The 24745-nt window shown below is 62.8% G+C and carries 26 protein-coding genes and 1 tRNA gene; 11 read left to right on the top strand and 16 right to left on the bottom strand.

Annotated elements, in window-relative coordinates:
* Positions 1–17 precede the first annotated feature (17 nt).
* From ACFQO4_RS14480 to ACFQO4_RS14500, 5 genes are all read left to right on the top strand, one after another.
* On the top strand, positions 18–677 hold the full coding sequence (locus ACFQO4_RS14480) for a GNAT family N-acetyltransferase (protein ID WP_500261584.1): 660 nt from the start codon (positions 18–20) through the stop codon (positions 675–677).
* Positions 678–836: 159 nt separating this feature from the next.
* Positions 837–1061, top strand: coding sequence for a hypothetical protein (locus ACFQO4_RS14485; protein ID WP_500261585.1), 225 nt, complete (start codon positions 837–839; stop codon positions 1059–1061).
* Positions 1062–1256: 195 nt separating this feature from the next.
* Positions 1257–1691 (top strand): 6,7-dimethyl-8-ribityllumazine synthase, encoded by a 435-nt coding sequence (ribH, locus tag ACFQO4_RS14490; RefSeq protein ID WP_500261586.1) that lies wholly within the window; start codon positions 1257–1259, stop codon positions 1689–1691.
* A gap of 30 nt (positions 1692–1721) precedes the next feature.
* Positions 1722–2870, top strand: coding sequence for a pyridoxal phosphate-dependent aminotransferase (locus ACFQO4_RS14495; protein WP_500261587.1), 1149 nt, complete (start codon positions 1722–1724; stop codon positions 2868–2870).
* A gap of 79 nt (positions 2871–2949) precedes the next feature.
* Positions 2950–3834 carry a sensor histidine kinase gene (locus ACFQO4_RS14500; RefSeq protein WP_500261588.1) on the top strand — a complete coding sequence of 295 codons (885 nt, stop codon included), beginning with the start codon at positions 2950–2952 and terminating at the stop codon, positions 3832–3834.
* 126 nt (positions 3835–3960) lie between these two features.
* On the opposite strand, the gene ACFQO4_RS14505 is transcribed toward ACFQO4_RS14500, so the two are convergent.
* Genes ACFQO4_RS14505 through ACFQO4_RS14515 form a run of 3 tightly spaced genes read right to left on the bottom strand, consistent with a single transcriptional unit; the run spans position 3961 to position 5071 of the window.
* Entirely contained in the window at positions 3961–4452 is a 492-nt protein-coding gene (locus ACFQO4_RS14505; RefSeq protein WP_500261589.1) for an FAD synthase family protein, read from the bottom strand.
* Positions 4449–4577, bottom strand: coding sequence for a hypothetical protein (locus ACFQO4_RS14510; protein WP_500261590.1), 129 nt, complete (start codon positions 4575–4577; stop codon positions 4449–4451). The genes ACFQO4_RS14505 and ACFQO4_RS14510 overlap by 4 nt, the downstream gene beginning before the upstream one ends.
* Positions 4574–5071, bottom strand: coding sequence for a Mov34/MPN/PAD-1 family protein (locus ACFQO4_RS14515; RefSeq protein WP_500261591.1), 498 nt, complete (start codon positions 5069–5071; stop codon positions 4574–4576). Before ACFQO4_RS14515 ends, ACFQO4_RS14510 begins: the two co-directional genes overlap by 4 nt.
* Positions 5072–5252: 181 nt before the next feature.
* Between ACFQO4_RS14515 and han the strand changes: the two genes are divergently transcribed.
* Positions 5253–7175 (top strand): Hef-associated nuclease, encoded by a 1923-nt coding sequence (han, locus tag ACFQO4_RS14520; protein ID WP_500261592.1) that lies wholly within the window; start codon positions 5253–5255, stop codon positions 7173–7175.
* A 1-nt stretch (position 7176) separates the two neighbouring features.
* Here han and ACFQO4_RS14525 read toward each other — a convergent pair whose 3' ends face one another.
* The 3 genes from ACFQO4_RS14525 to ACFQO4_RS14535 all read right to left on the bottom strand — a co-directional run bounded on the left by ACFQO4_RS14525 (position 7177) and on the right by ACFQO4_RS14535 (position 11318).
* Positions 7177–9084: a phospholipase D-like domain-containing protein gene (locus tag ACFQO4_RS14525; RefSeq protein WP_500261593.1), complete on the bottom strand. Its 1908-nt coding sequence runs from the start codon at positions 9082–9084 to the stop codon at positions 7177–7179.
* Between the two features lie 83 nt (positions 9085–9167).
* Positions 9168–10424 carry a HEAT repeat domain-containing protein gene (locus ACFQO4_RS14530; protein ID WP_500261594.1) on the bottom strand — a complete coding sequence of 419 codons (1257 nt, stop codon included), beginning with the start codon at positions 10422–10424 and terminating at the stop codon, positions 9168–9170.
* A 162-nt stretch (positions 10425–10586) separates the two neighbouring features.
* The gene (locus ACFQO4_RS14535) at positions 10587–11318 is read right to left on the bottom strand and encodes a protein sorting system archaetidylserine synthase (RefSeq protein ID WP_500261595.1); all 732 of its coding nucleotides are present in this window, start codon (positions 11316–11318) and stop codon (positions 10587–10589) included.
* A 106-nt stretch (positions 11319–11424) separates the two neighbouring features.
* Between ACFQO4_RS14535 and ACFQO4_RS14540 the strand changes: the two genes are divergently transcribed.
* On the top strand, positions 11425–11859 hold the full coding sequence (locus tag ACFQO4_RS14540) for a cupredoxin domain-containing protein (protein ID WP_500261596.1): 435 nt from the start codon (positions 11425–11427) through the stop codon (positions 11857–11859).
* Between the two features lie 116 nt (positions 11860–11975).
* Here ACFQO4_RS14540 and ACFQO4_RS14545 read toward each other — a convergent pair whose 3' ends face one another.
* The 5 genes from ACFQO4_RS14545 to ACFQO4_RS14565 form a co-directional block, all read right to left on the bottom strand.
* Positions 11976–12617 carry a 30S ribosomal protein S3ae gene (locus ACFQO4_RS14545; RefSeq protein WP_253437571.1) on the bottom strand — a complete coding sequence of 214 codons (642 nt, stop codon included), beginning with the start codon at positions 12615–12617 and terminating at the stop codon, positions 11976–11978.
* On the bottom strand, positions 12614–12901 hold the full coding sequence (locus tag ACFQO4_RS14550) for a KEOPS complex subunit Pcc1 (protein WP_500261597.1): 288 nt from the start codon (positions 12899–12901) through the stop codon (positions 12614–12616). Before ACFQO4_RS14550 ends, ACFQO4_RS14545 begins: the two co-directional genes overlap by 4 nt.
* Positions 12898–14199 (bottom strand): exonuclease, encoded by a 1302-nt coding sequence (locus tag ACFQO4_RS14555; protein WP_500261598.1) that lies wholly within the window; start codon positions 14197–14199, stop codon positions 12898–12900. Before ACFQO4_RS14555 ends, ACFQO4_RS14550 begins: the two co-directional genes overlap by 4 nt.
* On the bottom strand, positions 14200–14667 hold the full coding sequence (locus tag ACFQO4_RS14560; protein ID WP_500261599.1) for a 30S ribosomal protein S15: 468 nt from the start codon (positions 14665–14667) through the stop codon (positions 14200–14202). It abuts the gene before it with no gap.
* A 210-nt stretch (positions 14668–14877) separates the two neighbouring features.
* A complete protein-coding gene (locus ACFQO4_RS14565) occupies positions 14878–15843 on the bottom strand; it encodes a hypothetical protein (protein WP_500261600.1) in 966 nt (321 codons plus the stop codon).
* A gap of 167 nt (positions 15844–16010) precedes the next feature.
* On the opposite strand from ACFQO4_RS14565, the gene ACFQO4_RS14570 reads away from it, so the two are divergent.
* The 4 genes from ACFQO4_RS14570 (at position 16011) to ACFQO4_RS14585 (ending at position 20243) form a co-directional block, all read left to right on the top strand.
* Positions 16011–16082 (top strand) — tRNA-Ala (locus ACFQO4_RS14570).
* A gap of 242 nt (positions 16083–16324) precedes the next feature.
* Entirely contained in the window at positions 16325–17398 is a 1074-nt protein-coding gene (locus tag ACFQO4_RS14575; RefSeq protein WP_500261601.1) for a hypothetical protein, read from the top strand.
* Position 17399: 1 nt separating this feature from the next.
* Positions 17400–18044: a PH domain-containing protein gene (locus ACFQO4_RS14580; RefSeq protein WP_500261602.1), complete on the top strand. Its 645-nt coding sequence runs from the start codon at positions 17400–17402 to the stop codon at positions 18042–18044.
* 1746 nt (positions 18045–19790) lie between these two features.
* Complete coding sequence (locus ACFQO4_RS14585; RefSeq protein WP_500261603.1) at positions 19791–20243, top strand: hypothetical protein; 453 nt, start codon at positions 19791–19793, stop codon at positions 20241–20243.
* A 215-nt stretch (positions 20244–20458) separates the two neighbouring features.
* Here the strand turns inward: ACFQO4_RS14585 and ACFQO4_RS14590 are convergent, their stop codons facing one another.
* From ACFQO4_RS14590 to ACFQO4_RS14610, 5 genes are all read right to left on the bottom strand, one after another.
* Positions 20459–20893, bottom strand: coding sequence for a helix-turn-helix transcriptional regulator (locus tag ACFQO4_RS14590; RefSeq protein WP_500261604.1), 435 nt, complete (start codon positions 20891–20893; stop codon positions 20459–20461).
* 157 nt (positions 20894–21050) lie between these two features.
* Positions 21051–21281 (bottom strand): Rdx family protein, encoded by a 231-nt coding sequence (locus tag ACFQO4_RS14595; RefSeq protein WP_500261605.1) that lies wholly within the window; start codon positions 21279–21281, stop codon positions 21051–21053.
* Positions 21282–21331: 50 nt separating this feature from the next.
* Positions 21332–22219 (bottom strand): 5'/3'-nucleotidase SurE, encoded by an 888-nt coding sequence (gene surE / locus ACFQO4_RS14600; RefSeq protein WP_500261606.1) that lies wholly within the window; start codon positions 22217–22219, stop codon positions 21332–21334.
* A gap of 96 nt (positions 22220–22315) precedes the next feature.
* On the bottom strand, positions 22316–23809 hold the full coding sequence (locus tag ACFQO4_RS14605) for a small ribosomal subunit Rsm22 family protein (protein WP_500261607.1): 1494 nt from the start codon (positions 23807–23809) through the stop codon (positions 22316–22318).
* Complete coding sequence (locus tag ACFQO4_RS14610) at positions 23806–24657, bottom strand: prephenate dehydrogenase (protein ID WP_500261608.1); 852 nt, start codon at positions 24655–24657, stop codon at positions 23806–23808. The genes ACFQO4_RS14605 and ACFQO4_RS14610 overlap by 4 nt, the downstream gene beginning before the upstream one ends.
* Between the last annotated feature and the right edge of the window lie 88 nt (positions 24658–24745).

Raw genomic sequence — 24745 nt, forward strand, 5'->3', positions numbered from 1 at the left:
GATACACGAATAGCACAATGCACGCGCTGTTTCCCACGCGCCTCGAGACGGACCGACTGATTTTCGAACGAATCAGCCACGAAACCGTCGACCCGTTCGAATTGTATGCGTTCGTGAGTCGAGATGACTGGCAAACCGATGCGACCGAACACATGCCGTGGTTCCGGCTCCAGCGACTCGATCAGGTCGCCGAGTTCGTCGACCGGGCCGAACAGCAGTGGGCTGACCGCGAGCGGGCGCGGTACCTCCTTAGATCCAACGACGAAGGGGGAGACATCGTCGGGACCACGGCCTACAAACCCGAGTGGGACGCCCGCCGTGCCGGATCGGACATCGTCCTCGCACCGGCGTACTGGGGTCGCGAGTACGGCCTCGAGCGGGCATCCGCGTTCGTCGAACTGACGTTCGAGCGATACGACCTCGAGGCGTTTTACACGACCTGCGCCGCCGATAACGAGTCGTTCCGACGGATGATCGAGAAGTACGTCGAGAAGTACGGCGGCCGCCACGAGGGGCTACTGCGCCAGCACTCGCCGCGGCCGAACGGGACGGTGACCGATCAGCATCGATACACCATCGTGCAAGCGGAGTACGAGGAAGCGACGATGGAACTCGAGACGCTCGACTTCGACGTCAAGTGGGGGACATCACCGACTCGAGGCAGCTTCACCCAATAGTTTAATATTTATAGTAAAACACTACAGATAATATATTAAATCACTGTCTGCGTTCGAACGACGTCCATCTGACCGTGGAGCCGCGGGGCGACGAGGCGATGGCGGTTGCAAGCCCAACGACCTTTTGGGCGAATCGTTAACCACAAACTGGTGAAGCCTATGTCCGAAGAGACAGATCACGGCCGAGACGTCGAACTGGCCAAAGAGGATCCCGAGGCGAACGAGGACGAAGAACTCACCGAGGAGGAAAAGGAGGCCCGGCGCCGTCGAGCCGAAGAGGAGCGAAAAGAGGACATCGAGCACGGCTCGACCGAGCGCGAGAACGAGGCGCTCGAGCAGGAGAACCCCGACAATCACCGGGACGAGCCGCCGTACAACAGCTAGGGCGTTCCGGTCGTCGACCGCACCCCTCCGTTCGGGAAGGGCGTTTCGCTCGAGCGCTTCAGCGGAGTCCGCCTCGAGTACCGGTTCTCGGACGCTCGAACGGACCGAAAAGCGGGTACGAGTTTTTGCACGCGCTAACTCGCTACACTCGCCCATAGCGGTACCTCTTTTAGGCATCCACGCTTCGCCTCGAGTATGACCACGCTCGGGCTGGTGATCGCCCAGTTCAACCGTTCGATCACCAAACGAATGGAAGCCGCCGCCCTCGAGGCCGCCGAGGCCGCCGAGGTAGAGGTCTACGACGTGGTGTCGGTCCCCGGCGTCTACGACGCGCCGCTCGCTGCCGACCGACTCGCCCGCCTCGAGGCCGTCGACGCCGTCGTCGTAATCGGGACAGTCATCACCGGCGACACCGACCACGACCAGGTGATCACCGACGCCGCCGCCGGCCGCCTGGCCGACGTCAGCCTCGAGCGTGACACCCCGGTGACCCTCGGCGTCACGGGTCCCGGCATGTCCGCCGCGGAGGCCCGCGAGCGCGTCGAAAATGCCGCGAAGGCCGTCGATGGCGCGATCGAACTCGTCGAGGAACTTCCGGAACCGGAATCAGACCACGAACCAGTCGACTGACACCGCCTCACAGCCAAACCCACTTCAGCCATGACCATGGAATTCACCGACCGCGTCTCCCGAGTCGAACCGTCCGCAACCCTCACCATCTCCGCGCTCGCCACCGAACTCGAGGCCGACGGCGTCGACGTCGTCGACCTGAGCGTCGGCGAACCCGACTTCCCAACGCCCGAGAACGTCGTCGAGGCTGGCAAGGACGCGATGGACGCCGGCCACACCGGCTACACCACGCCCGCGGGTCATCTCGAACTTCGCGAGGCCATCTCTAAGAAACTCGCCGCCGACGGCCTCGATCACGGTCCCGACGAGATTATCGTCACGCCTGGTGCGAAACAGTCCCTCTACGAAATCGTCCAGTCGCTGATCCAGGCAGGAGACGAGGTCGTCCTGCTCGACCCCGCCTGGGTCTCCTACGAGGCGATGGTCGAGATGGCCGGCGGCGACCTCACCCGCGTCAACCTCTCGGAAACTGACTTCCGGCTCGAGCCAGCCCTCGACGACCTCGCCGACGCAGTCTCGGACGACACCGATCTGCTGATCGTCAACTCGCCATCGAACCCCACGGGCGCGGTCTACTCGGACGCGGCGCTCGAGGGCGTTCGCGACCTGGCCGTCGAGCACGACATCACGGTCATCTCCGACGAAATCTACAAGGAGATCACCTACGGCGTCGAACCTACGAGCCTGGGGACGCTCGAGGGAATGGCCGATCGCACCATTACGGTCAACGGCTTCTCGAAGGCCTACTCGATGACTGGCTGGCGGCTGGGCTACTTCGCCGGACCGACGGACCTGATCGACCAGGCCGGCAAACTCCACAGCCACTCGGTGTCCTCGGCGACGAACTTCGTCCAGTACGCCGGGATCGAGGCCCTCGAGAACACCGACGACGCCGTCACCCAGATGGTCGAGGCGTTCGAGGGCCGACGCGACCTCGTCGTCGACTTGCTCGAAGACCACGGCGTCGACGTGGCCGTCCCGGACGGCGCGTTCTACATGATGCTCCCCGTCGACGACGACGATCAGGCCTGGTGCGAGGGCGCCATCGAGGACGCCCACGTCGCGACCGTCCCCGGCAGCGCGTTCGGAACGCCCGGGTACGCCCGCATCTCCTACGCGGCGAGCGAGGAGCGACTCGAGGAGGGAATCGAGCGGCTGCCGGCTGAAGGCTACCTCTGACCGGCCTCGAGGCGGCGCATTCCCACACGTTTTTCAGCCCCACACCTAGTTTTATTGATATTGTCCCCGTAGCGAGAATATGGCTCTCGAGAATCGTCGATCGCTGACAGCCGCACAGATCGCCGGCATCTACGCGGTCGTGAGCGGGCTGTGGGTCGTGCTCACCGATCGGATCCTCGAGACGCTGTTCCCGACGATCGCGGCCATGTCCGTCGCACAGACGGCGAAAGGACTCGTCTTCATCCTCGCCTCGACGGCCATCATCTACGCCCTCGTCGCCCGGAGTCGGCGCGAACTCGAGGAGACGAACCGACGCCTCGATCTCGCGCTTCGACACTCGAGCGTGCTCCACCGAGTACTCAGGCACAACCTTCGGAACACCTGCAACGTGATCCAGGGGACCGCCCAGACGCTCCAGGAGCGAACCGAGGACGTCGACGACTCCCTCGAGATCATCGAGGACGAAGCCGAGCGACTGGTTTCGATCGGCGACAAATCGCGATCGCTGGAGTCGGTGATCGGAACGGGCCCGCAATCTCGGACGGAGGTCGATCTGGCGGAGATCGTCGAGGAGTACGCCGAGATCTACCGCGGACGGTTCCCGTCTGCCCGGATCGAAACGGACGTCCCGGAGACCGCCCGTTTCGAGGCACATCCGAAGGTCGAACTCGCCATCGACGAGTTGCTCGAGAACGCCATCGTCCACCACGGATCCGACGAACCGACGGTCCGACTCGCAGTTGAGCGGTCCGCGGACGGGCACGTCGCCTTCGAGGTCGTCGACGACGGAGTTGGCATCCCGGCGGCCGAACGCGAGGCACTCGAGACGGCCATCGAGGATCAACTCGTCCACGCCAGCGGCCTCGGCCTCTGGCTGGCCCAGATTCTCGTCCTCGAGTCGGGCGGGACGTTCGAAGTCGGTAACGCCGGTGCCGGTGGGACGACCGTTCGCGCGGTGTTCTGACTGGTTTTGGCCCCCAGTTCACGCCCATCGATTCGAACTCGAGCAGAGACAAGAATTCGAGCGCTTCGGACCTGACTCGAGCAGTCGCTCAAATCCCGCAAACCGAACCCCGCAAACCGAATCCCGTTATCCCCGACGCCGAAGAATCCGCTCGACGATCAATCGCGTCGACAACAGTTCGTCGTCGTACTTCGGCTCTCGCCCCGAAGCACGCTCGACCGCACAGTCGATGCCGCGGGACTCGAGCTCGGCCTCGATCGCTCCGGGGTCGTGGTGCTGGTCGTGACCCAGCGCGATCACGTCGGGGTCGAGTTCCTCGATCGGCCGGAAGATGTCCTCACGGTCCCCCAGGATGGCCTCGTCGACCACCTCGAGGGCGGCGACCAGTTCCCGGCGCTGCCGGGCGGCACAGATCGGCGCTTCCTTGTGGTCGACGTTCGTCGGCCGGGCGACGATGACGACGAGTTCGTCGCCCATCGCTCTGGCCTGCTCGAGGTAGTGGACGTGACCGGGGTGGAGGAGGTCGAAGGTTCCCTGCGCAACGACGAGTGTCCCGTCGGATCGATCCTCTCGTCCCCGGATTCGTGCCGTTCGGTCGGTGTCTCGCGTGTCCGTCATGGTAGTCTCTCACCGTCAGTCGCGTTGGTGCCGTCACTGCTCGTCGCGTCCGCCATGCTTGCGTTGCTCACCGTGTTTACTGTGCTCCCCGCGCTCGTATCGCTCGCTTCGTTTGCGTCGCTCATCCGCGCAACTCCTCGTCGATGTCCGCCTGCGTGAAGTCGAAAAACGACTCGCTGTCGGGTAACTCGACGTCGATAACCTCGAGGTGCGTCCGCCGTCCCTGCGAGTCGAACGCCTTCCAGTCGTTCCGGCGGTAGGGGGCGCCGATGATGACGTGCACGCTGCCCCGGCCGAACGTCTCGAGGTCGGCCTGGCTCGGCCGGATCACGCCGTTTGGATGCGAGTGGACGCTGCCGAGGGCCTTCACGTCGTTCGGGATCGAACTGGTCTGAACGGTCGCGCTCACGCTGTTGGACTCGGTTCCGGGGATGATCAGCACGTCGGTGATGACCAGTCCCTCCCGGTCGAGCCCCAGTTCTGTGGCTTCCGTCCCCCGGAGAAACCCCATGTACTCGTCGGGGTGGGCGGCCTCGGAGGACTCGAGGGCGAACTCGAGGGTCTCCTCGGCGATGCCGAGAATCTCGCTCGAGCGAAAGAGCGCATCCAGCAGACCCATGCCCCTACGTCCGGTCCTGACGTTGCTAAACGTTCCGGAAGCCGACGCCCGGCGTCCCGGGTCGGTATCTCCGACGGCCTGGGTCGGCACCGGCCGTGGATTCTGCGTCCGTACCCGTCGAAAGCGCCCACAGATCGCCTTGGCAAGCGTTATACGCGGCGAAACCAAACTACCGTCACCGATGACACGTGACTCCGCCGGAGGTTCCGGCGATAGTAAAGACGGAGATGTTTCCGTCATCTACGATCTCGCTCCCGATTGCACCGCTTCGGACATCGAATCCGACCGCCCGTATCTCGCCTCGATCAACGGCATCGTCGAGTACGGCGTTTTCGTCGATCTCTCGGAGAACGTCTCCGGCCTCGTCCACGAATCCGTCCTGGAGGGCACCTTCAGCGTCGGCCAGGAACTCGCCGTCAAACTCGAGGAGGTTCGCGACAACGGCGACATGGCCTTCCAGCCGGCCGACGTCGACCTCGAGGAGGACGACTACGAGGTCGAACCCGTCGACCACGACTATCCCCTGACCGGGACCGACCGCCTCGAGGCGAACGTCGGCGAGCAGGTCCACCTCGAGGGCGAAATCGTCCAGATCAAACAGACCGGCGGCCCGACGATCTTCCACATCGCCGACGAGTACGGCGTCGTCCCCTGTGCCGCCTTCGAGGAGGCCGGCGTTCGCGCCTACCCCTCTGTCGAGGTGGGCGATATCGTTCGCGTCACCGGGACCCCCGAAACCCGTGAGGAGAGCGTCCAGATCGAGGTCGACGGCCTCTCGAAACTCGATGGCGAGGACGAGTCCGAGGCCCGCGAACGACTCGAGGCCGCCCTCGAGAAGCGCGCTCAGCCCCACGACGTCGACCCCCTCATCGACTGGCCCGCGTTCGAGAAACTCCGCCCGAACCTCATGGAGGTCGCGACCCTCCTCCGGCGAACCGTCCTCGAGGGGCGACCCATCCGCGTCCGTCACCATGCCGACGGCGACGGTATGTGTGCGGCCGTCCCCCTCCAGCTGGCCCTCGAGAACTTCATCGCCGAGGTTCACCAAGACGAGAACGCGCCCCAGCACCTGATCAAGCGCCTGCCCGCGAAGGCGCCGTTCTACGAGATGGAAGACGCCACGCGCGACCTCAACTTCGCGCTCGAGGACCGCGAGCGACACGGCCAGCAACTCCCCCTCGTGCTCATGCTCGACAACGGCTCGACGGCCGAGGACGTACCCGCCTACGAGACGCTGGCCCACTACGACATCCCCATCGTCGCAATCGACCATCACCACCCCGACCCCGACGCCGTTGGCGACCTGCTCGACGCCCACGTCAACCCGTACCTCCACGACGAGGACTACCGGATCACGACGGGCATGCTCTGTGTCGAACTCGCCCGGATGATCGACCCCGACCTCACCGACGTCCTGCGACACGTCCCCGCCGTCGCTGGCGTCTCGGATCGATCGAAGGCCGAAGCGATGGAACAGTACCTCGAACTCGCCGCCGAGAACGGCTACGACGAAGACCGCCTGCGAGACGTCAGCGAGGCCCTCGACTACGCCGCCTTCTGGCTCCGCTACAACTCCGGTGATCACCTGATTCAGGACGTCCTCGAACTCTCGGACGCCGACGAGGACCGGCACCGGCGACTGGTCACGTTCCTCGCCGACCGCTCCCGCCGGGACGTCGACCGCCAGCTCGACGCGGCCATGAACCACGTCCAGCACGAGCGCCTCGACAGCGGCGTCCACCTCTACCGGATCGACGTCGAGAACCACGCCCATCGATTCACCTACCCTGCCCCGGGCAAAACCACGGGCGAGATCCACGACCGCAAAATCCAGGAGACCGGTGACCCGGTCATCACGGTCGGCTACGGGCCCGATTTCGCCGTCCTCCGCAGCGACGGTGTCCGCCTCGACATCCCGCGGATGGTCTCGGAACTCGAGGCGGAGATCCCCGGCGGCGGCGTCTCCGGCGGCGGTCACCTCGTCGTCGGCTCGATCAAGTTCGTCAAAGGCAAGCGCGAGGAAGTCATCGACGCTCTCGTCGAGAAGATGGCCGCCGCGGACATCGACGAGGCGCTCTCGAGTGCGGCGCCCCTCGAGAACTAGTCTAGAAGTAGATCCGTTCGTCCTCGACTGACTCCTCTTGCATCCGCTGTCTCTCTTCATCCTGGCCCGCGAACGCGAGCCGATGCCATCCGAGTACGCCCGCGGCGACCACGCCGACACCCGCCACGCCGAGTAACTCGAGCGGGACGGGAAGCGGCGTTGTTTCCTCTCCCTCCCAGTCGGCCTCGAAGACGGCCGTGTAGTACGAGGCAACCGACTCGCCGTGGAGGGCCAGGACGACTTCGCGGTTGTTTCGGAGCGAGTTCCGGTTCCAGTTCAAACTCCCGAGAACGACCGTGTCGCCGTCGACGATCACGCCCTTCGCGTGAATCTTCTCGAACCGGTCGCCGGGTTCGACGAGACGAGCCTCGAGCGGCAGGTCGTCCCTCGCCGCGGCCGTCTCGAGTCGCTCGATCACCTCGCGATTCGTCTCTTCGTTGTACCAGCTGGCGTCGAGGAGGACGCGCACCTCGACGCCGCGTTCGGCCGCCTCGATCGTCGCCTCGAGTACCGACGCGTCGTCGCCGATACTGGCCTGAGTAACGTCGATCGACTCCTCGGCGCACTCGAGCAACTCGAGGAGCCGACCCTCTGCGTTGTCCGGTGCGAGCAGGAGTTCTACCTGCTCGAGTGCGACCGGCTCTGCATCGTGGATCGTCGGGTACGAAGTCGACGCCGGGTCGGGCTCGACGAACGTCGCGGATTGCCGGTGTTCGGCCCACGGAGTGACGTCCCAGCCGTCCGCATCGGCCCGGAAGACCGCCTCGAGATCGCGGGCGAGCGCACGGTTCTCGACGACGACGCCCCAGCCGCGACTCGAGGCGCCGCCGAGTCCCGACGGCGACCAGTTTTCAGTGGTGACGAGGACCGTTTCGTCGACGACGGCGTACTTGGGATGGTGGTATCGATACCGCGCTCCCGGTCCGCCAAGAGCGTACACGTCGGCGCCCTGGCTCTCGAGTTCGGAGAGGAGTTCGTCGGTGCGTTCCGAGGCGCCGCCGACGGGTCCTGCTTCGACGAGAATTTCGACGTCCACGCCGCGCTCGAGGGCGTCCTCGAGCGCCGTCGCGACCTCCGGGGACGTGAACGTGTAGCCGGCGAGACGAATCCGATCCTCGGCCGCCGCGATTCGGTCGCGGGCGACGTCGGGTGCGTCCGGCAGGACGAACGCGGTCCCTACCGTCTCGTCGTAGGTGGCGACCGGGAGACAGGTCGCCCCTCGCGGCCACCACGCTCCCTGATCCGAATCGGTGGATCGGTGGGTCGCGTTCGATCCGGACCGGTACCACACCCTGGCCGTTCGCGCTCGGTCGTAGGAAATCTCGTCGATCGGGGTGCCGTCCTGGAACACTCGAAGGTGATCACCGTCGGCCGCCAGCCGAAGGTGTCCCTCGAGTTCGAGGACCTCGAGGGTCGTCATCGACGCCGTTTCGTCGGGGTCCATCGACAGCGCGATCGGACCCGAGACCGTCACGTTCGGAATCGCTGCCGTTGTGTGTCCGTCGGTTACCGTCCAGTTCTCGAGTCGCGTTCGTGCCGGCACCTCGAGGACGAAGAACTCGCCGACGTTGCCGTGAGTCGTCGGGTTCGGGTAGACGGCCGCAACGTGTGGTTCAGTTCGGGATTCGCTCTCGGACATCTCCACCGTGTCGGAGAGAGGCCTATTGCCGGGAAACGCCGTTGTCGCCCGAACCGGACAGGCTCGACTGTCGTCGCGCACGTCCATCGACGGGTCTCCTGTGAACGTTCCTGAGAACGCCCCGGGCATCCCGACTCGGTCGTCGCTCGAGTCGACCAGGAGGTGACGGTGGCCGGCCGACGAATCGACGCTGACGCTGGCGGTTCCGACGGTGCCTACCGAAGCGCCGAGAAGGGCGATCACGAGGAAGACGAGCAGGACGGGGCGCACGGTCGGCTCTGGCCGCGCGTTCGTATATAAACGCTCGTCTCACAGTGGGACAGAAAAGGATCCAACGGGGTCGCGTCTCGGTCTCAGGCCGTCGGCTCGAGCGCCGGCCCCGCCTTCTCGGCTTCGGCCTGCACGAGGTAGGCGCGGTCGTCGTCGTACTCGAGAAGCGCCTCGAGGGCATCTTCGGTGCCGATCCGGTTGAGTGCCCAGGCGGCGGAGGCGCGAGCGGTGTCGTCGTCGTCATCCTCGAGGACGTCCGCGAGCGGGGAGATCGCTCGGGTATCGCCGATGAGGCCGAGCGCGCGCGCGGCGGCACTTCGAATCTCGCCGTTCTCGGCGACGAGTTGATCCGCGAGGGGCTGAACGGCCTCTTCGGCGCCGATCTCTCCCAGGGCCTTGAACGTCACCTTCTGGAGCAGCGGGTTCGAGTCGTTGTCGACGTAGTCGACGAGCGTCTCGACGACCTCCTCGTCGGCGACGCCGATCTTGCCGATGATGGTGATCGCATCCTGGTCACGACGGGTCGCTCGCTGGAGCATGGGTTCGAGGGCTTCCTCGGCGCCCATTCGCTCGAGGGCCTCGAGGGCGTGTTCCTCCATGAAGTCCGAGTCGAACGTCTCGAGGGCCAGCAAGATCATGTCTACGTTGTGTTGCTTCTCGTGGACCTTGAGGGCGTGCCACTCGGGCGGATAGTCCTTCACGTGATCGAGGACGTCGTAGTACCCCTGGGCGCGAAGTTGCTGGCGAACCGAGAGGTCCTCCCAGGCCTGTGCGTCGTCGATGCCGTCGACGAGCGCCTCGGTGGCCTCGAGCAGGGCTGCGATTTCGTCGGCGTCCTCGTCGGGGTCGAGGTCGGCTTCCTCGACGGCGGCGCCGGCGTTCTCGAGCGTGGCGGTCAGCCTGGCGACGGTGTCCTCGCCGTTGCCGTCGGCGAGGGTGAGGTTCGTCCCGAGAACCTCGTTGACGTCGGCGACGAAGGTTTCGACGACGTCGACCAGTTCGGACTCGCCCTGCTCAGTCCAGCGCGTCTCGGCGATTTCGCCCTTCGCGTCGTCGATTTCGGCAACGATATCCTCCGCGTAGGGACCTCGGGCGTCCTCGAGGTCCGAGGACAAGGAGTCGACGTCGTCCTCGAGGGATTCGTCTTCGTCTTCTTCGTCGAGGTCGGCCGCTTCGACGTCCGCCTCGAGGTCGGTGAGTGCCGCCTCGACTTCGTCGAGATCGGACTCGGTTTCGGCGTCCTCGAGGGCGGCCTCGACGGACTCGAGGCGCTCGCGGAGTGATTCGACGGTGAGTTCGTGTTCTTGTTCGTCGGCCGTTTCGGACTCCTCGTCGCTCATGGAACCACCCGGTGACCCGTCGGCGTGCGGTGACGCAGTTCCGTCTTCATACCGGAGAATCGTGTCAGGATGCTCCTAAGCGTTTCCATCTGGCTACGGAGTGCGCCACTCGAGGCACGCTTCTGAGAGTTATCGGTTCGCACCCGTTCGCCCTCGCGCTGGCTACTCCACGCCAGCGGCACGTTCCTCGACCGGATGGGGTTCCTCGCGCCAGTAGAACCACGGACTCAGCGTCATGTAGGCGATGCCGAGCGTGAGTAGAGCGTAGGGGAACGTCCGGCCCGCGGCGTTCGGGACGAGCAAGGCCAGTGCGTGCACGACGCCCATGATGAGCGCGTCTCGAGCCAGCAGGTCGGGGTACCGAATCCGCGAAACCATCAGGTAACAGAACGCGCCGGTGACGGCGAGGACGAGCCAGGGGTCGTCGACGGGGTGACCGGCCAGGATCGCCGCGCCCATGATCGTCGCTGCGAGCGTCGTCTGGATGCCCTCGGTGTAGTCGTCGGCCGTGTCGTAGGCCGTGTAGAGGCCGAGGCGGGCGACGGCCATCGCGACGAACAGCGCACAAACGGTGGTGACGACCCCGAGTTCGACGGACACCGCCTCGAAGCCGATTCCGAGTCCGTCGCTGACGACGACGAACGCGAGCACGGCAGGCGCGATGGCGAAGGAGGCCACGTCCGCCAGGGAGTCGAGGTAGGGGCCGGCCGCCGTCCCGCCGTACCGGCGCGCGAGAATGCCGTCGAGTCCGTCGGCGATCGCCGCGAGCAGGATCAACCGGGCGGCGAGACGAATGTCGACGAACGCGACGACGACGGCGACGAATCCGAGGCCCGCGTTGGCGATGGTCACTGCGTCGGCGATTCCGAGTCGGCCGACGAACCGGGGCAGCATACACCCGGGTTCGACCGGCAGCGCTCTTACGTGTTTCCGTTTCGCTCGATTCCAGTCCAGCGGGAGCAACCGAGCGGGTTATGTTCCGCCTGTCCGAACGTCCGGTATGCACCGGCGCGTTTACCTCGCCACGGCTGGCAGCGCGGCCCTGGCGGGGCTCGCGGGCTGTACGGTCGTCGGGGACGTTGGCGAGCAGGTCTTCGGCGAACCCGAGTACGACATCGGGATGACCCGAAACGAGTTCCTCCCCGTCGAGTACGAGACGACCGTCGGCGAACCCGTCATCTGGAAGAACACGAGCGAGTCGATCCACACCATCACCGCGATCGAGGGAAGGTTGCCCGACGGGGCCGAGTACTTCGCGACCGGGGGCTACGACGATCAGAAATCGGCCGAGGACGCCTGGCACGACAATCACGGCGGCGCAATCGGCATTCGGGAGACCTACGAGTACACGTTCGAGGTTCCCGGAACCTATCACTACATCTGCGTTCCCCACGTCGGCGGTGGCATGGTCGGCCGCGTCGTCGTCACCGAGTGAATCGCGATTCGCCAGTGCGTTTTTCGAGGTCGCTTCGCACAACTCGAGCAAACACCCGGCTCACCGCCTACGCACCGCTATAGCCGAAGCGCCAAAAAAATCGATCGACAGGGAATCTACTCGTCGACGGCGACGTCTTCTTCGTCGACGTCGACCGCAGTCGCCTCCTCTTCGGCGACTTCCTCGGGGTGGGCCTCGAGCGTCGTCTTCTGGATCTCGACGCGTCGAAGGGGGTAGATCGTCTTCGCTTCGCCGTAGATCGCCGAGGAGAGTCGTCCCTCGACGATGCTGTCGATGAGTTCCTCGAAGGTCCGGTCAGCGGCGGCTTCCTCGACCATCTGGACCATCTGCTGGCGGATAGCCTTCTCCTGGCTCGCGTCGGCCTTCTTCGTCGTGAAGGCGACCGGCTGGATCTGGAGGCGGTAGTCGTCGGTCGTCAGGACCGTGACGTAGGCCTCGATCTTCGAGGCGCCGCGGCGGACCAGCGAGCGCAGGTAGTCGCGAGCCAGCGAGTGCTCTTTGAACTCCGTGTACGCGGCGTCGCTACCGACGTCGTTCACCTGGAAGGTGAGCTTCGTGTTGTTCTCGCTGGCGTTGTTCGTGAGTTCGCCGAGCGTCGTTTCGATGGTTCGGTCGTAGACCTGTTCGGGTTCGTCGGCGGGGGTCTCGCCGAGCTCCGCCCGGTCGAACTGCTCCGGGGCGAGCACGGTGTACCACCGCTTCTCCTGTTTCGCGCGTGAAACTGATCGTTCGCTCATTGTGTGTTGGTATCTGTGTCGTTCGTTCGTCCGTGCTGTGCCACTGTCGCAACGTCCGTCGCGACGTCCAGATTGACGACGTAATCGTCGACCGTCGAGTGGAGGCCACCCGTCGTCTCGCGTTCGATTCGCGTGACGATGGCCGTCGACTCGTCGTCAGCCGACTCGAGTCGCGTCGCCATCTCCGACGTGTTGTCCGGAGCGATGGCCGCCGCAATCGTCGCCGGATCGACCGCCAGTCGCGTCCGAATCGTCGCTCGTCGCGTCGCGTTCGGCTCCGTCATAGGTGCCCCCTCACTGCCGCGATAACCGTCTCGTTGTCCTGCTCGCGGTCGCCGTATCGCAGCGTTCCGCCACGCCGACCAACGTCGTACGCCACGCCGATCTCGAGGTCGCGAGCGACGGCCTCGAGCGTCGGCCCGAAGCCACTGGCGTCTCGCGTCGCAAGCGCTGCTTCCCCGTCTCCGAGCGCGAGTACGGCAGGCTCGGGTGATCGGTAGGCAAGCACGAGGCGGGCCGCCGGTCGGACCGGCGCGTCACCGACGTCGACGACGAACAGGCCGTCGTACCGACCAGTCGACGCGTCGTCGAGAGCCGCGTGGACGCGCCGTCCACAGGTCCGCCAGGCCTCGAGCGCGGGCTTTCTGGCCTCGTGGCCCATCGCGAGGGCCACGCCGGTTCCGGCCTCGAGCGCTGCCGTTGCCTCGAGGACGTCCGCGTAGCCCTCGAGTGTGGCGAACGGCCGGCCGCCGGTGATCGCATACGGGCGGAGGAACCGCCCGACTGCCGTCGCGGCGTGCTCGCTGGCGTCGCCGTCGCCCACGACGTCGAGGGCGACGGCCGAGCCGATCGTTCGGTGGGTGTTTGAGTCCAGGTCCGGGTCCGAGTCCGGGTCGATAGCATCGCTGTCGCCATTGCCGTTGTCGTCATCATCGCCGTTGTCGCCACCATCACCGGTGACGTCGACCCCGAGCCCCTCGAGCGCGTCCGCAACGGCGCCCTCGTCACCCGACCAAGACGCGAGACAGCCCATCGAGGCGGTGAGGCCGTCGATGACGTCCGCAGTCGGAACGCCGACGCCGGGTCGTCGCTCCAGTCGATCGCTCTCGAGAGCCGACTCGAGCACCCACTCGGACTCGCCGGCACCGGGTTCGATCCCGGCGGCGATCGTTCCGGCGAGGGTGAGCACGGGATCGGGCGAGCCCTCGAGATCTCGGGCGAGTTCCGCTGCGGCGAGCGTCGCCGGGCGAGTCTCGGTCTCGAGGGAGACGACGTCCGTTGCGTCGGTGTTGGCGTCGGTGTCGGCGTCGTGCGGCCCGATCGCGACCGATACCGTTCCCGGCGTGCGATCGTCGCTCGGCTGCAGGCGCGCCGTCCGGTCGCCGATCGTCTCGCCGACCGTCACCTGGAACGGCGTCTCGCGGTCGGTGAGGGTTCTAGCGAGAAGGCCGGCCGCGGCCAGTCCGTCGCCGTCCGCCCGCGTGACTATGCGGACGAAGTCGGCACTCTGGAGACGCTCGAGCGCCGGTGCCGATACCGACGAGGCGGACGAATCGACCGTGGCGCGACCTTCCATCGTCATCTACTCCTCGAGCAGTTCGACGGCCGCGTCGTAGGAGTACGCGAAGTCGGGGTCGATTTCCGTCCCGCGGTAGTACGAGACGAGGCGTCGGACCTTCGACTCGGTGTTCTGCAGGGCGCGCTTGTTCTGGGCGTCCTGGGGGTTCGCTTCGACGTGCTCGCGCAGTCGAATCGCTCGCTCCATCAGGTTGCGAAGGTCCTCGGGGAGGTCGCCTTTCGCGTCGTTCTCGTCGAGGATCTCGGTGACCTTCTTGCCGGTCGCCAGCTTGACGTCCGGGATGGGCGTCCCCGTGACGCCCTCATCGCGAAGTTTGAGGCCGATCTGACTCGGATCGTGCCCCTGCTCTGCCAGTTCGACGACGCGAGATTCGATCTTCTCGGCGTCGACGTCGCTCCACTCCGGTGGTTCGTCTGCCGCCGGCTTGTCCGAACCGGACGTGCCACGGCGGCGGGTGTGCATTCGTGCCATTGGTCGAGGATAGGAACCGCACTGACCGCGAGGCGTACCGTTGCAACTGTCAGCTCTCGCTGGATGCACTTCCGCAATCTCGAGTCACCCGACAACTGCGGGGTGACGACGTCAGATTTGCGGCCGCGCGCTTCCCACTCACTTCTTCTCGGTCGGAGGCAAAAGCGTTGCGACCTGCGGCTCGCCGTATCTGGACTCGGCGCCGATCGATCAGGCCGGAGCCGCCGGGCGGTCCCGAGCTTTCGTTTCGTCCTCCGCGTCCGCCCTCCCGAGCAACTCGCGAAACTTCTCGGAGCGCGCTTCGATCCGCGCCCGCGTCTTCGCATCCGGCGAGTGATTTCGCGACTCGAGCAGGAACGTCGTGATGACGACCGTCTTCACCCACGGTTTGAGCAACCCGGTGTAGATGGTCAATACGATGGCCCCGACGACGAGCCAGCCGGCGAACTCGACCGTCGTCGAGAGGCCACCGAACGCACCCGCTAGGGGCGTGAGTGCCAGGAGGAGCGCCCCCGTGACCGCGTACATTCCCACCACGATGAGGAGTGTCGAGCCAAGGACGGACTTCCAGGTCTTGGCGTACAACACCAGTCCATCGCCTGCGGCCTGCCAGCGGTTGTCCTCCTCGGTGACGAACAGGTGGGCGACGATCGCCTCGTCGATGTACGTCGCTGCGAGCGCCAGGGCCCGCCCCAGGAGTTCCACGAACTGCTCGAGGCTCGGGGCGAAGTCGACGAGGTCTGACACCGACAGGAGACGACGGTTGAACTGCTCGATCACCCCTTTGACGACCTGGTCGACGGCGAACAGGGCGCTGGCTTCGGTGAAGTTCGCTTTGACCTGCTCGATTCCATAGGTGACCTGGTTCGGCGGAACCTCACCAGTTTCGATCACGTGGGCGATGACGGCGATGTGTCCCGCCTTGACCAGGTAGAGGACGTACCTGACCAGGAGCCGCCAGGCCTTCACGAACAGCGCGAGCGCAACCAGGAGGCCCACGATGACGATCCACCCCGAGATGGTCCCCGCGTCGACGAACGTGTAGGCCATCCAACCGATGGCGCCGAAGTAGAGGAGCGATGCGATACCGAGTGCGAGCCCGATGCCCAGTCGAAGGAGGACGAACGGAAATGTCCGGAGGTAGATGCTCGTCGCCCGCCTGAAATGTAGTTTCATACACCGGCTCTGGCTTCGGTATGGTATTTAAACTCGAGGAGCGGGTGGGATCGATTCTTGGATGAAAGGCGGACTCGAGCGCCCGAAAACCATGTGCCAGCGTAGCGTCCCTGCGGAGAATTCGAGGGGTTTATCTATGCCCGCCGGAAAGCAGAAGGTGCGTACGAGGGCTTGTAGATCAGCGGTAGATCACTCCCTTGGCATGGGAGAGGCCCCGGGTTCAAATCCCGGCAAGTCCACTTTTGTTCCACTCCTTTCGCAAGGAGCGGACAGCGTAGGGTTCTGATTTTATTTTCCCCAGGTGCGCCGAGTGTCGGAGTGATACTCACTCGCACTTTGCCGCGCGCAGCACTCTCACTCTACTACCAGGAATGATGTTTTCCAGAAATTATTTACTGGTGTGATAGTTCACACACGGTAGATGAAAAGTTACCGACGCCGAACATTCATCTCATCTGTAGGAACAAGCGCCCTTATTGGAATGGGTTCTTCCATCGTTTCAGCGGCAGGTGAGACAACTCTTCGGGGACAGATTGTTGACTATACAGGCAGTCCGATTCCCCAACGCTACGTGACGTTATCGATTAGGGAAGGTGGTCATGAAGAAGTGACAACTGATAGCCAGGGGAAATTTGAAGCGGAACTACCTTCGAACGAAATCTGCGATATTGGGTTCTACAGGTACAAATATGGGCCAAAAGAATCTGAACCAAATGGAGTCCCACATATGTATGTGATTGGTGAATTTTCCACAGGAACCGGTGAAACTGACCTTGGGGAACTTCATATTGAAAAGGGACATCTCGTTCAGGCTCAAGCGCTTGACGCTGACGGGAACCCAGTTGGAAACGCAGGAGCAGACTTGACTGTAAAAGGCCAGACAGGCCATTATTTAGGCACTGGTGGGAACCTCAGAACAAACCACAATGGATACGTTGTGGTAGATGACGCACCATACGCTGGAATGGAGTTGACGGGGCTCGTTGAGCTATCAATATCTATACCTAATGATAACGGTGGAAATATTGAGTATTCAAGAGAGTTCTTCGTTGAGGAACCATTATCTATTACGGCACAGATTGACGAAGGAATGAGTATCTCTTCGGCAGATGAGGGGTCTTCTGATTCAGATGACCAGACTTCTGATACCGATGATGGTACCTCTGGGTCAGAAGACCAGACTTCTAATACGGATGACGGAACCTCTGAGCCAGATGACCAGACTTCCAATACGGACGATGGTACCTCTGGGTCAGAAGACCAGACCTCCGACGAACCATCAAATAGCACGTCCGATTCCTCCACCGAAACATCGGACAGAGATACCGGGGGAACATCAGATAAATCTTCAGAAAAAGACGGGACGCACAATAATTCAGAAAGTGCTTCAAATGAAAGTCAACATGAAGAGGTCACTGGTGAAACACGTGGGTTTTTCTCCAATGATGCTGCTGACGAGGAATATGGTATGCTGAGTGACCCTTTCACCCTTACCGTAGGAGGGTTCGTCCTCTCTGCAGGAGGAATTGCACATCAACTCATCCGAGGGCGATAAAATGACTCGAGGAAACCCCCGTTTCTGGAGTACAATCTTGGGTCTTCCATTTGTGATTGCTGGTTTGTGGCTGAATCTCGGCCAGTCTCAATACCCGACTGCCATAGGCATACCATTCCTCTTCTTTGGAATATTCGTCGTAATCATTGGTGCGTATGTACAGCTGGTGGGAGCACCTGAGGACCCTCATCTTCAGGAGACTGAGAAAGTAATTACGACTCGTCATCCGACCCAGCGCGTTGCATTCGTGAAAATTGTTACAGGTCTTCCACTATTAATAATAACAGTATATCTACTATTCTTCACGATGGCCCCCTATGTGTACCCCACTGTCACATTTATAATCGGATTGTATCAATTCTCGAGTGGGCTTTACACGTACTGGACAAACCTTCTTACGCGCTATTACGTTACGAATGAGAGAATAATAAAGGAATATCGGTTTTTGTCGCTTCGAAGAGATGAACTTCCACTTAAAAAGGTTCGAGGTGTGCAGGAACGGAAGTCAATTATTGAGACATTGGTCGGACTCGGCAATGTCCGGGTTGCCAGTGGAGGCGGCCGGTCACTTGAGATCGTAATGCCAAATATGGGTCGACCGGAGCAGTTCGCTGCCGAAATCAGAAATGCAATGTCATCAGAATAATTGCGTTACGGCTTTCGAGTCGAAATGAGGTAACACCATGTGTTCTTCACTCTGTTGCGCCTATAGCTCGGAGAATTACTTAGACTCATGGTCACTTTCCGTGATCTTCAACCGCTACCCAATTTTCTGTTTCTGGCAATAAGATTGGGTCGACAAATATATTACCTGTCAAGTTAGACTACGAGGAAACTACATTGTAGCGAAGTGAATTCCATGAAGTGGCTCCTATTCATTGGATTGGTGATTAATGGAAGTGGGGCTTTCCTACTTCTTGTGGCAGACCTTCCCAAAGGTCCAGTCAAACGTACCTTCTACTGGATGAACTCTGCAATAGCCCATACTGAAGATATCGAAAGAAAACTTGCGGAAGGGTGGAACCGACATGATAGAGAGGACACACATTTTGATAACCTAACTGAGAAAGAAAGAAAAATAGTCCATTCAATCATTCATCATAGGGAGTTGTCTGTCTCAAGCTCTGAGGTGACAGAAATGTACTTTGAAAACCCGTACGTTGTTTTTGAATTTCAGAATAATTCCGGTTTTAAAACTCCTTGTTATACCTCCCCTCGTCGAATGTTCGAAAACCGACTAGAATTAGCAGTCACTCATTTCTATTCTCGAATCGGCGCGGTATTGTTGGGTGCCGGATTTATAATTCAAATGATATATTTATTATTCTAATGAATATATTTGGATAAGATATCATAATCCTCGGAAGTGCACTCCCAGTGCCTTCGATATTACTCGCTACTCCGATTCTTGTGCAGTCAACGATGACTCCAATTCAAATCCAGGAGGCGGCATATTCCCGCGATTCGTTACGTATTGACCGTACAGCGGCGGATTTCAACAGTATTTCCCCCGCGATTCACGGGAAAGGGAGAACTGTAGCTGTTGGTCAGGAAGATTTTAGCGAGTGGTGTACTAACAATGGCCAACGATGAACTCACATGCTCTCGAGCAAGTTCTTCGACGGAAGTCGATACCGCGTGGGCAAATCACCCTGCTGAAAGAACTCTACGAGCGCGACGAGGACGAGTGGGTGTCGAGTAGTGAACTTATCAACAAGATTCGATGGGGAGACAAAGAGCGATTCCCCGGTGTTCTAGGCGCGTTCGGAAATCGAATCAATGCGACGGCTGAGATCGCGGGGGAGCCGGGGTCGAAGGCATTTTTCGAGCGCCAGCAGATTGACGGTCAAACCCATTATCGACTGCAGCCAGAAGCACGAGAAGCGATTGAACAGGTAACTGTCCTCCTTGAGACATTCGACCGAAACTCCATGTCGGAGTTACTCGAGTCAGGTACGGAAATTAAGGCCGAACAACTCGCTATTGACGCGTAGGCGGTCTATTTGTCCGATTGAAGAAAATACGACTAGAGTTTTGGTGGCATCCTATATTCTGCTCGTTATCTGACCTCCGAGCACGCACGGCTTTACTTTCACCTTGGTTGTCAAACACTTTTTTCTAGTGACCAGTCAGATATGAGCATGGTAGCAGAAGCTCTTCAGTACATCTCTACCCACCTGCCCGGTATCATGACCGGGCTGACTATGGCTGTGGTGGGAATCACCGTCTAAGAAGTGCGGGACGGTTTCTTCCTGTTCAATGGTCAGTTCCGAAGGAAGTGCAGTGCATTGCTGATATTCGTTGGGACGCTCTTCGGTGCGTCTCTCATTACGCCGAAAGTGAATGAGACAGTCCAAAAACTCTATGCGATGGGAAACCGAGTGGACGCTAAATGGTCTCACATCATGCAGCGTGGGAGGATACTGAGGACGGATACAAAAATGGGGAGATAGGTGTCTTCGTTACCCCCACACACGTCGTTTCGAAAGATGGAGTGAATTACGCTCGAGAACGCGACGCGGAGGCAGACACAACCGTCTACTCAGTTTCGTTCCGGACGGGGATCGAATCGGGATACGAAAGACGCAAACCGCTCGTGGATTTCGAAGACCCGCGGACGGCGTGGGAGTACGCGAACCTCGCCACTCATTACATCGAAGACGCCCACATCGCCGAGTTCGCCGTGTTAGAACTACAGGGTCGAGGGGCGCCGACGGACCAGAACTGGATCCCCGACGGGGTCGTTTCAGATATGACTGCTGAAGAAGTAATGCGGAAGATGCTCGGCCGCCACGAATCCCAGTTAGATGGCGCGCTCGAGCGTGTACCTGCGGCGATCTCGTAGCTGTATCTACTCTGTCCTCGCTGCTATCGTCTCAGGGGCATCGATCCACGCAGTGGAACGGCTCGACCAGGAGCGCCCAACCAGAACCAGGCTACGTTGCACTCCTTCGAGCTCGACGACGTTCTATCCGAAATATTTCCTGAACGCGAGAATCAGACAGGCAGCACTAGCGCTGGTTGCTCTCGAGAAGTCCCCGACCCCGTAAAATTCCCCAGTTACTCGTTCAGGTGCGACCGGTACCCCTTGGGCTCGAAGCCGCGCCGACAGATGACGCGCTTTCGCCCGACCGTGATCGCACTGACCTGATTGTCGTCTTCCATCTCCTCGACGACTGCCGAGAGATGTGATTCCTTCCATCCCGTTTCCTCGAGGATGGTCGTTTCGTCGACGCGCCCGCCGCGTTTGACGAGGAGGCGGAGGACCTTGTCCTCGTCGGCGATTTCGCGGTCGTCGGCGCCGTACTCGACCTGTTCGGCGTAACTCAACGTCTCTTTGTTCTCTCGAGCGGCCGGTCCTGTGGTCGGTTCCTCGGGGGCCGCATCGGGATCGGAGGGCGTCCCGGAAGCCGACTGGCCGTCGACCGATTCAGCGTCGGCAGTCTCCGATCCGAAGAGGGACGAAAGACGGTCTCGAAGTGAATTGAATACCATTTGTGTGATCACCAACCTCGGTTGATATCGCTGATAGGATGTGCTCCTACCTTTCTCTTGTGCTCGCAGGATTATATGTGTCCGGTGTCGAGTCGTTTCTCGAGAATTGCATCGAGTCCGACAGCTTTGCGGACCCCGATTCAGCAGTCAGCCCACGTCACAGTTCGGCCCGAACGGCCCTGACGATCTCGTCGACGTCGAACGACTCCTCGCTGACGTCGAAGACGACCGCGTCGTCCACGCGGACGACGAACACCCCGTGGTCGCCGACGGTGAGCGTCGCCGACTCGAGTTCGCCGCCGAGCGACCGCATGACGGCCGCCTGGACGTCGAGCGCGCGGTCGAGAAACCCACAGGGGTGACAGTACTCGATCTCGAGGGAGACCATGTCACAACTGGCGTTGTGGATACGGAAAGCGGTGGCGGCCCCAGGCGAACTCAAAACTCCGGTCGCGAACGCTCCTCGAGACGACCGTAGGAAGCCACGAGTTCCGACAGCGAGTCTGGATCGGCCACGGTGTGGGGAGCCGTCAGCGGGGAGACGCTGATCCGACCCTCGGCGACGGCTCGCCGGTCGGTCCCCTCGGGGTCGGGGATGACGTCGGGGTCCATATCCTCCCAGACGCGGTCGTGGAGGGTGACGCCCGTCTCGTGGCGACTCGCGTCCATCTCGTAGCGTTTCGACGGGCGCGTGAGCTCGAGCGGGGCGAGGTCGACGCTGTCGGTCGCGCCGTCGGGCATCGGAGCGTTAACGTTGAGGTACGCGACCGTCTCGAAGACGCCGGACTCGAGGCCGCGTTCGGCGAGGTAACGGGTCGCGTCGGCGGCGAGGACGTAGTCCTCGGTGGTCGTCTCGACGTCGGTGAACGCGAGGTCGCCGGTGGGGACGTACATCGACGCGGCGATCGCGGGTACGTCGAAGAACGCGGCCTCGACGGCGGCGCTGACGGTGCCCGAGCGCCCGAGGACGTACTCGCCGAGGTTGGCGCCCTTGTTACACCCCGATACCACGAGGTCGGGATCGGTCGGGCAGAGTTCCGAGAGGCCGGCGACGACACAGTCGGCGGGCGTGCCGTGGACGGCGTAGCCGAGTTCGTGGTCCTCGACGTCGACGTCGTTCGAGAGGGCGCGACCGATGGCGCTCTGGTCGGTAGCTGGGGCGACCGTCGTCACGGTGCCGAGGGCGGAGAGTTCGTCGTACAGCGCCCGGAGGCCGGGGCTGTCGATCCCGTCGTCGTTCGTCAGGAGGATCTCGAGGTCGTCGTCCCGGTTTCGATTCCGGTCGCGGTCTCGATTTCCATGTCGCTCGCTCTCGCGCTCGCTCATACCCGTTCGTCGGCGTCGTGATCGAAAAGTGCTCCGTTTGGCGAACGTCGGTCGTTTCGGTCCTGGCACTGGTCCCGGTCAGCCGGGTCAGCCAGGTCAGCCGATCCGATCGACGATCGTCTCCTCGTCGACGACGAGGTTGTACGCGCCCTCGTCGTCGTTCCAGAGAACGAGCGTGTTCTCGAACGCGAGCACGTCGCCGTACTCGGCCTCGAGCAGGGGGCGATTGAGCGCGGTTTCGTTCGTCACGACGGCGTAGTGGTCGACGGCCTCGCTGCCGTCGCTGATCTTGAAGATCGGGTTCGGTTCGCGGTCGTCTGTATCCCGCCCTCGAGACCCGCCCCCTCCACGGGCCTCGCTCAGGGAGTGGCTGAGCTTCGCGGCCGTCAGGTCGATCCGGTTCGTGACGTGGTGTTCCATTTCGGCCATTTTCGCCTGCCCACTCCCCTCAAGCCCGATCGCGATTCGACGGGTTCCGTCCCGCCGGAGAATCGAGTAGGAGAACTGGACGTCGACGTTGACGAACTCGCCAGGGTCCGCACCCTCGCCCGCCCGGTCGAGCTTTCGCTGGAACGACGGCACCTCGAGATCGGGGTGCACGTCGAACGACCAGCCCCGGTCTTCGGGCGATTCGCCGCCCCACAGCCGAACGGTCGGGCCGTAGACGGTGACGCCCTCGGCCTCGAGGGTTCGCTCGAGTTCCCGGAGTTCGATGCTGGCGTTCTTGTCGGCGGGCGCCATCGCCACCAGCGAGCCGTCGGGAGCGAGCCACTCGACCGCCCGTCGAAGGACGGCTTCGGGATCCTCGAGTTCGCTGAGGACGTTACAGGCGAGCACGAGGTCGAACGCGGGATCCGCATCGTCCGCATCGGAGTCCCGGTCGTCCAGGGACCCCGGATCGAACGCCTCGATGGTCGTCCGGTGGATCGTCGCGTGGACGTTTTGCCCCGTCTCCTCGAGCAACGCCTCGAGCACGTCGGCGCCCTGGCCGGGCTCGACGGCGTGGTAGTCCACCAGCGAATCGTCGGGGAGGAACTCGAACAGTCCCAGTGCGGGGCCGCCGACGCCGGCCCCGACGTCGAGCACGCGCAACCGTCGCTCGAGCAACCCGCGTTCGGCGAGGTCGTCCAGGGCGTACTGGATCGCCGCGTAGTAGCCCGGCAGGTGGTAGATGGCGTAGCCGGCGGCGACGTCCTCGTCGTAGGAGACCGACCGCCGCTCGAGGTACTGGGACTTCATGCGCCGGATCGTCGACCGGAGGAGCGAACCCGAGGGGCCCTCGTGCCAGTCCACGCCGTAGCGGTCGACCAGCACTTCCTCGAGACGGGTGACGTACCGCTCGGGCAGTCGGTGAACGGGATCGGTGGTAGCCGCCGATCGCGGCGGCACCGGTTCGTCGCTCACGGGGGCGAACGTCCCGTCCTCGCGTTCGACGAGGCCGAGATCGAGCGCCTCCTCGCGGAGGATCTGGGCAACGACCGCCGGGTGCGGTTCGCCCTCGACGTAGCTGCTGATCTCCTCGGGATCGATCGGCCGAACCTGGCGCAGGTACTTCGCGTTCGACCGGATGGCTTCGCGCTGGTCGGTCACTCGCGCTCACCTCCGTTCGCGTTCTCGGTGACGTCCTGATCTATCGTTTCGCCGTCGTCCTGAACGCCCGTTTCACCGTCGTCGAGTCTGTCTCGGTCACTCCACCGGCCGGCCGCCTCGTCGTACAGCGCCTCGAACGCCTCGTCGTCGGCCTCGGCGATCGCTCGAGCGGCCTCGGCGACGGCGTCGGCCCCGTCGAACGTCCGCTGGACGTCCGCGTACACGCGGGGACTGCCTCCAGTGACGTAGGTGGCGAGTCGCTCGAGGTCGTCGTACACCGGCGTCTGGAACCCCTCGGGGACGCGCTCGGCCGCCAGCGCGAACGACAGGATCGCGGCGTGAGCCGCCGCCTGGACGGACTCCATCGCCCGGTCGTGTTCCTCAGCGGTTGTCTCGACGAGGCGGTTGCCCGCTGACTCGAGCGCCGACAGCAGCGAGTCGGTGACCGGCCCCCTGCGGGCACGTACCGTCGCGATCGACCCGGGCGCTCGCTCGGGGGCGAACAGCGGGTGCAGACTCGCCTGCTCGAGCTCGTCGGCGTACGCGGCCATCGCCTCGAGCGGGGTCGCCATCACCCCGGTAACGTCGAGCACGGCGCGCTCGGCCCGCCTCGCGTGGCGTTCGATCGATTCCTCGACGTGTCTCATCGGGACGGCCACACAGACGGCCTCGTGGGTCGTCGTTCCCTCGAGGTCGGCGGTGGTGCCGCCCACGGTTTTGGCGGCCCGCTCGGCGGCATCCTCGTCGACGTCGGCGAACGCCAGCGTCGCGTCGACGGACGGATCGTCGGCTATCGCTTCCCCGAACCACGTTCCCATCGCACCGGCGCCGACGATCAGAACCTCCATTGGGGACCGCTACCCGTCGCCGGCGCAAAAACGGTTCGGTGGGCGACGGCGGTCCGTAGCTCGACTCGGTTCGGGCGCCGATCGATTG

The sequence above is a fragment of the Saliphagus sp. GCM10025334 genome (assembly GCF_042663485.1).
GTDB lineage: Archaea > Halobacteriota > Halobacteria > Halobacteriales > Natrialbaceae > Natronosalvus.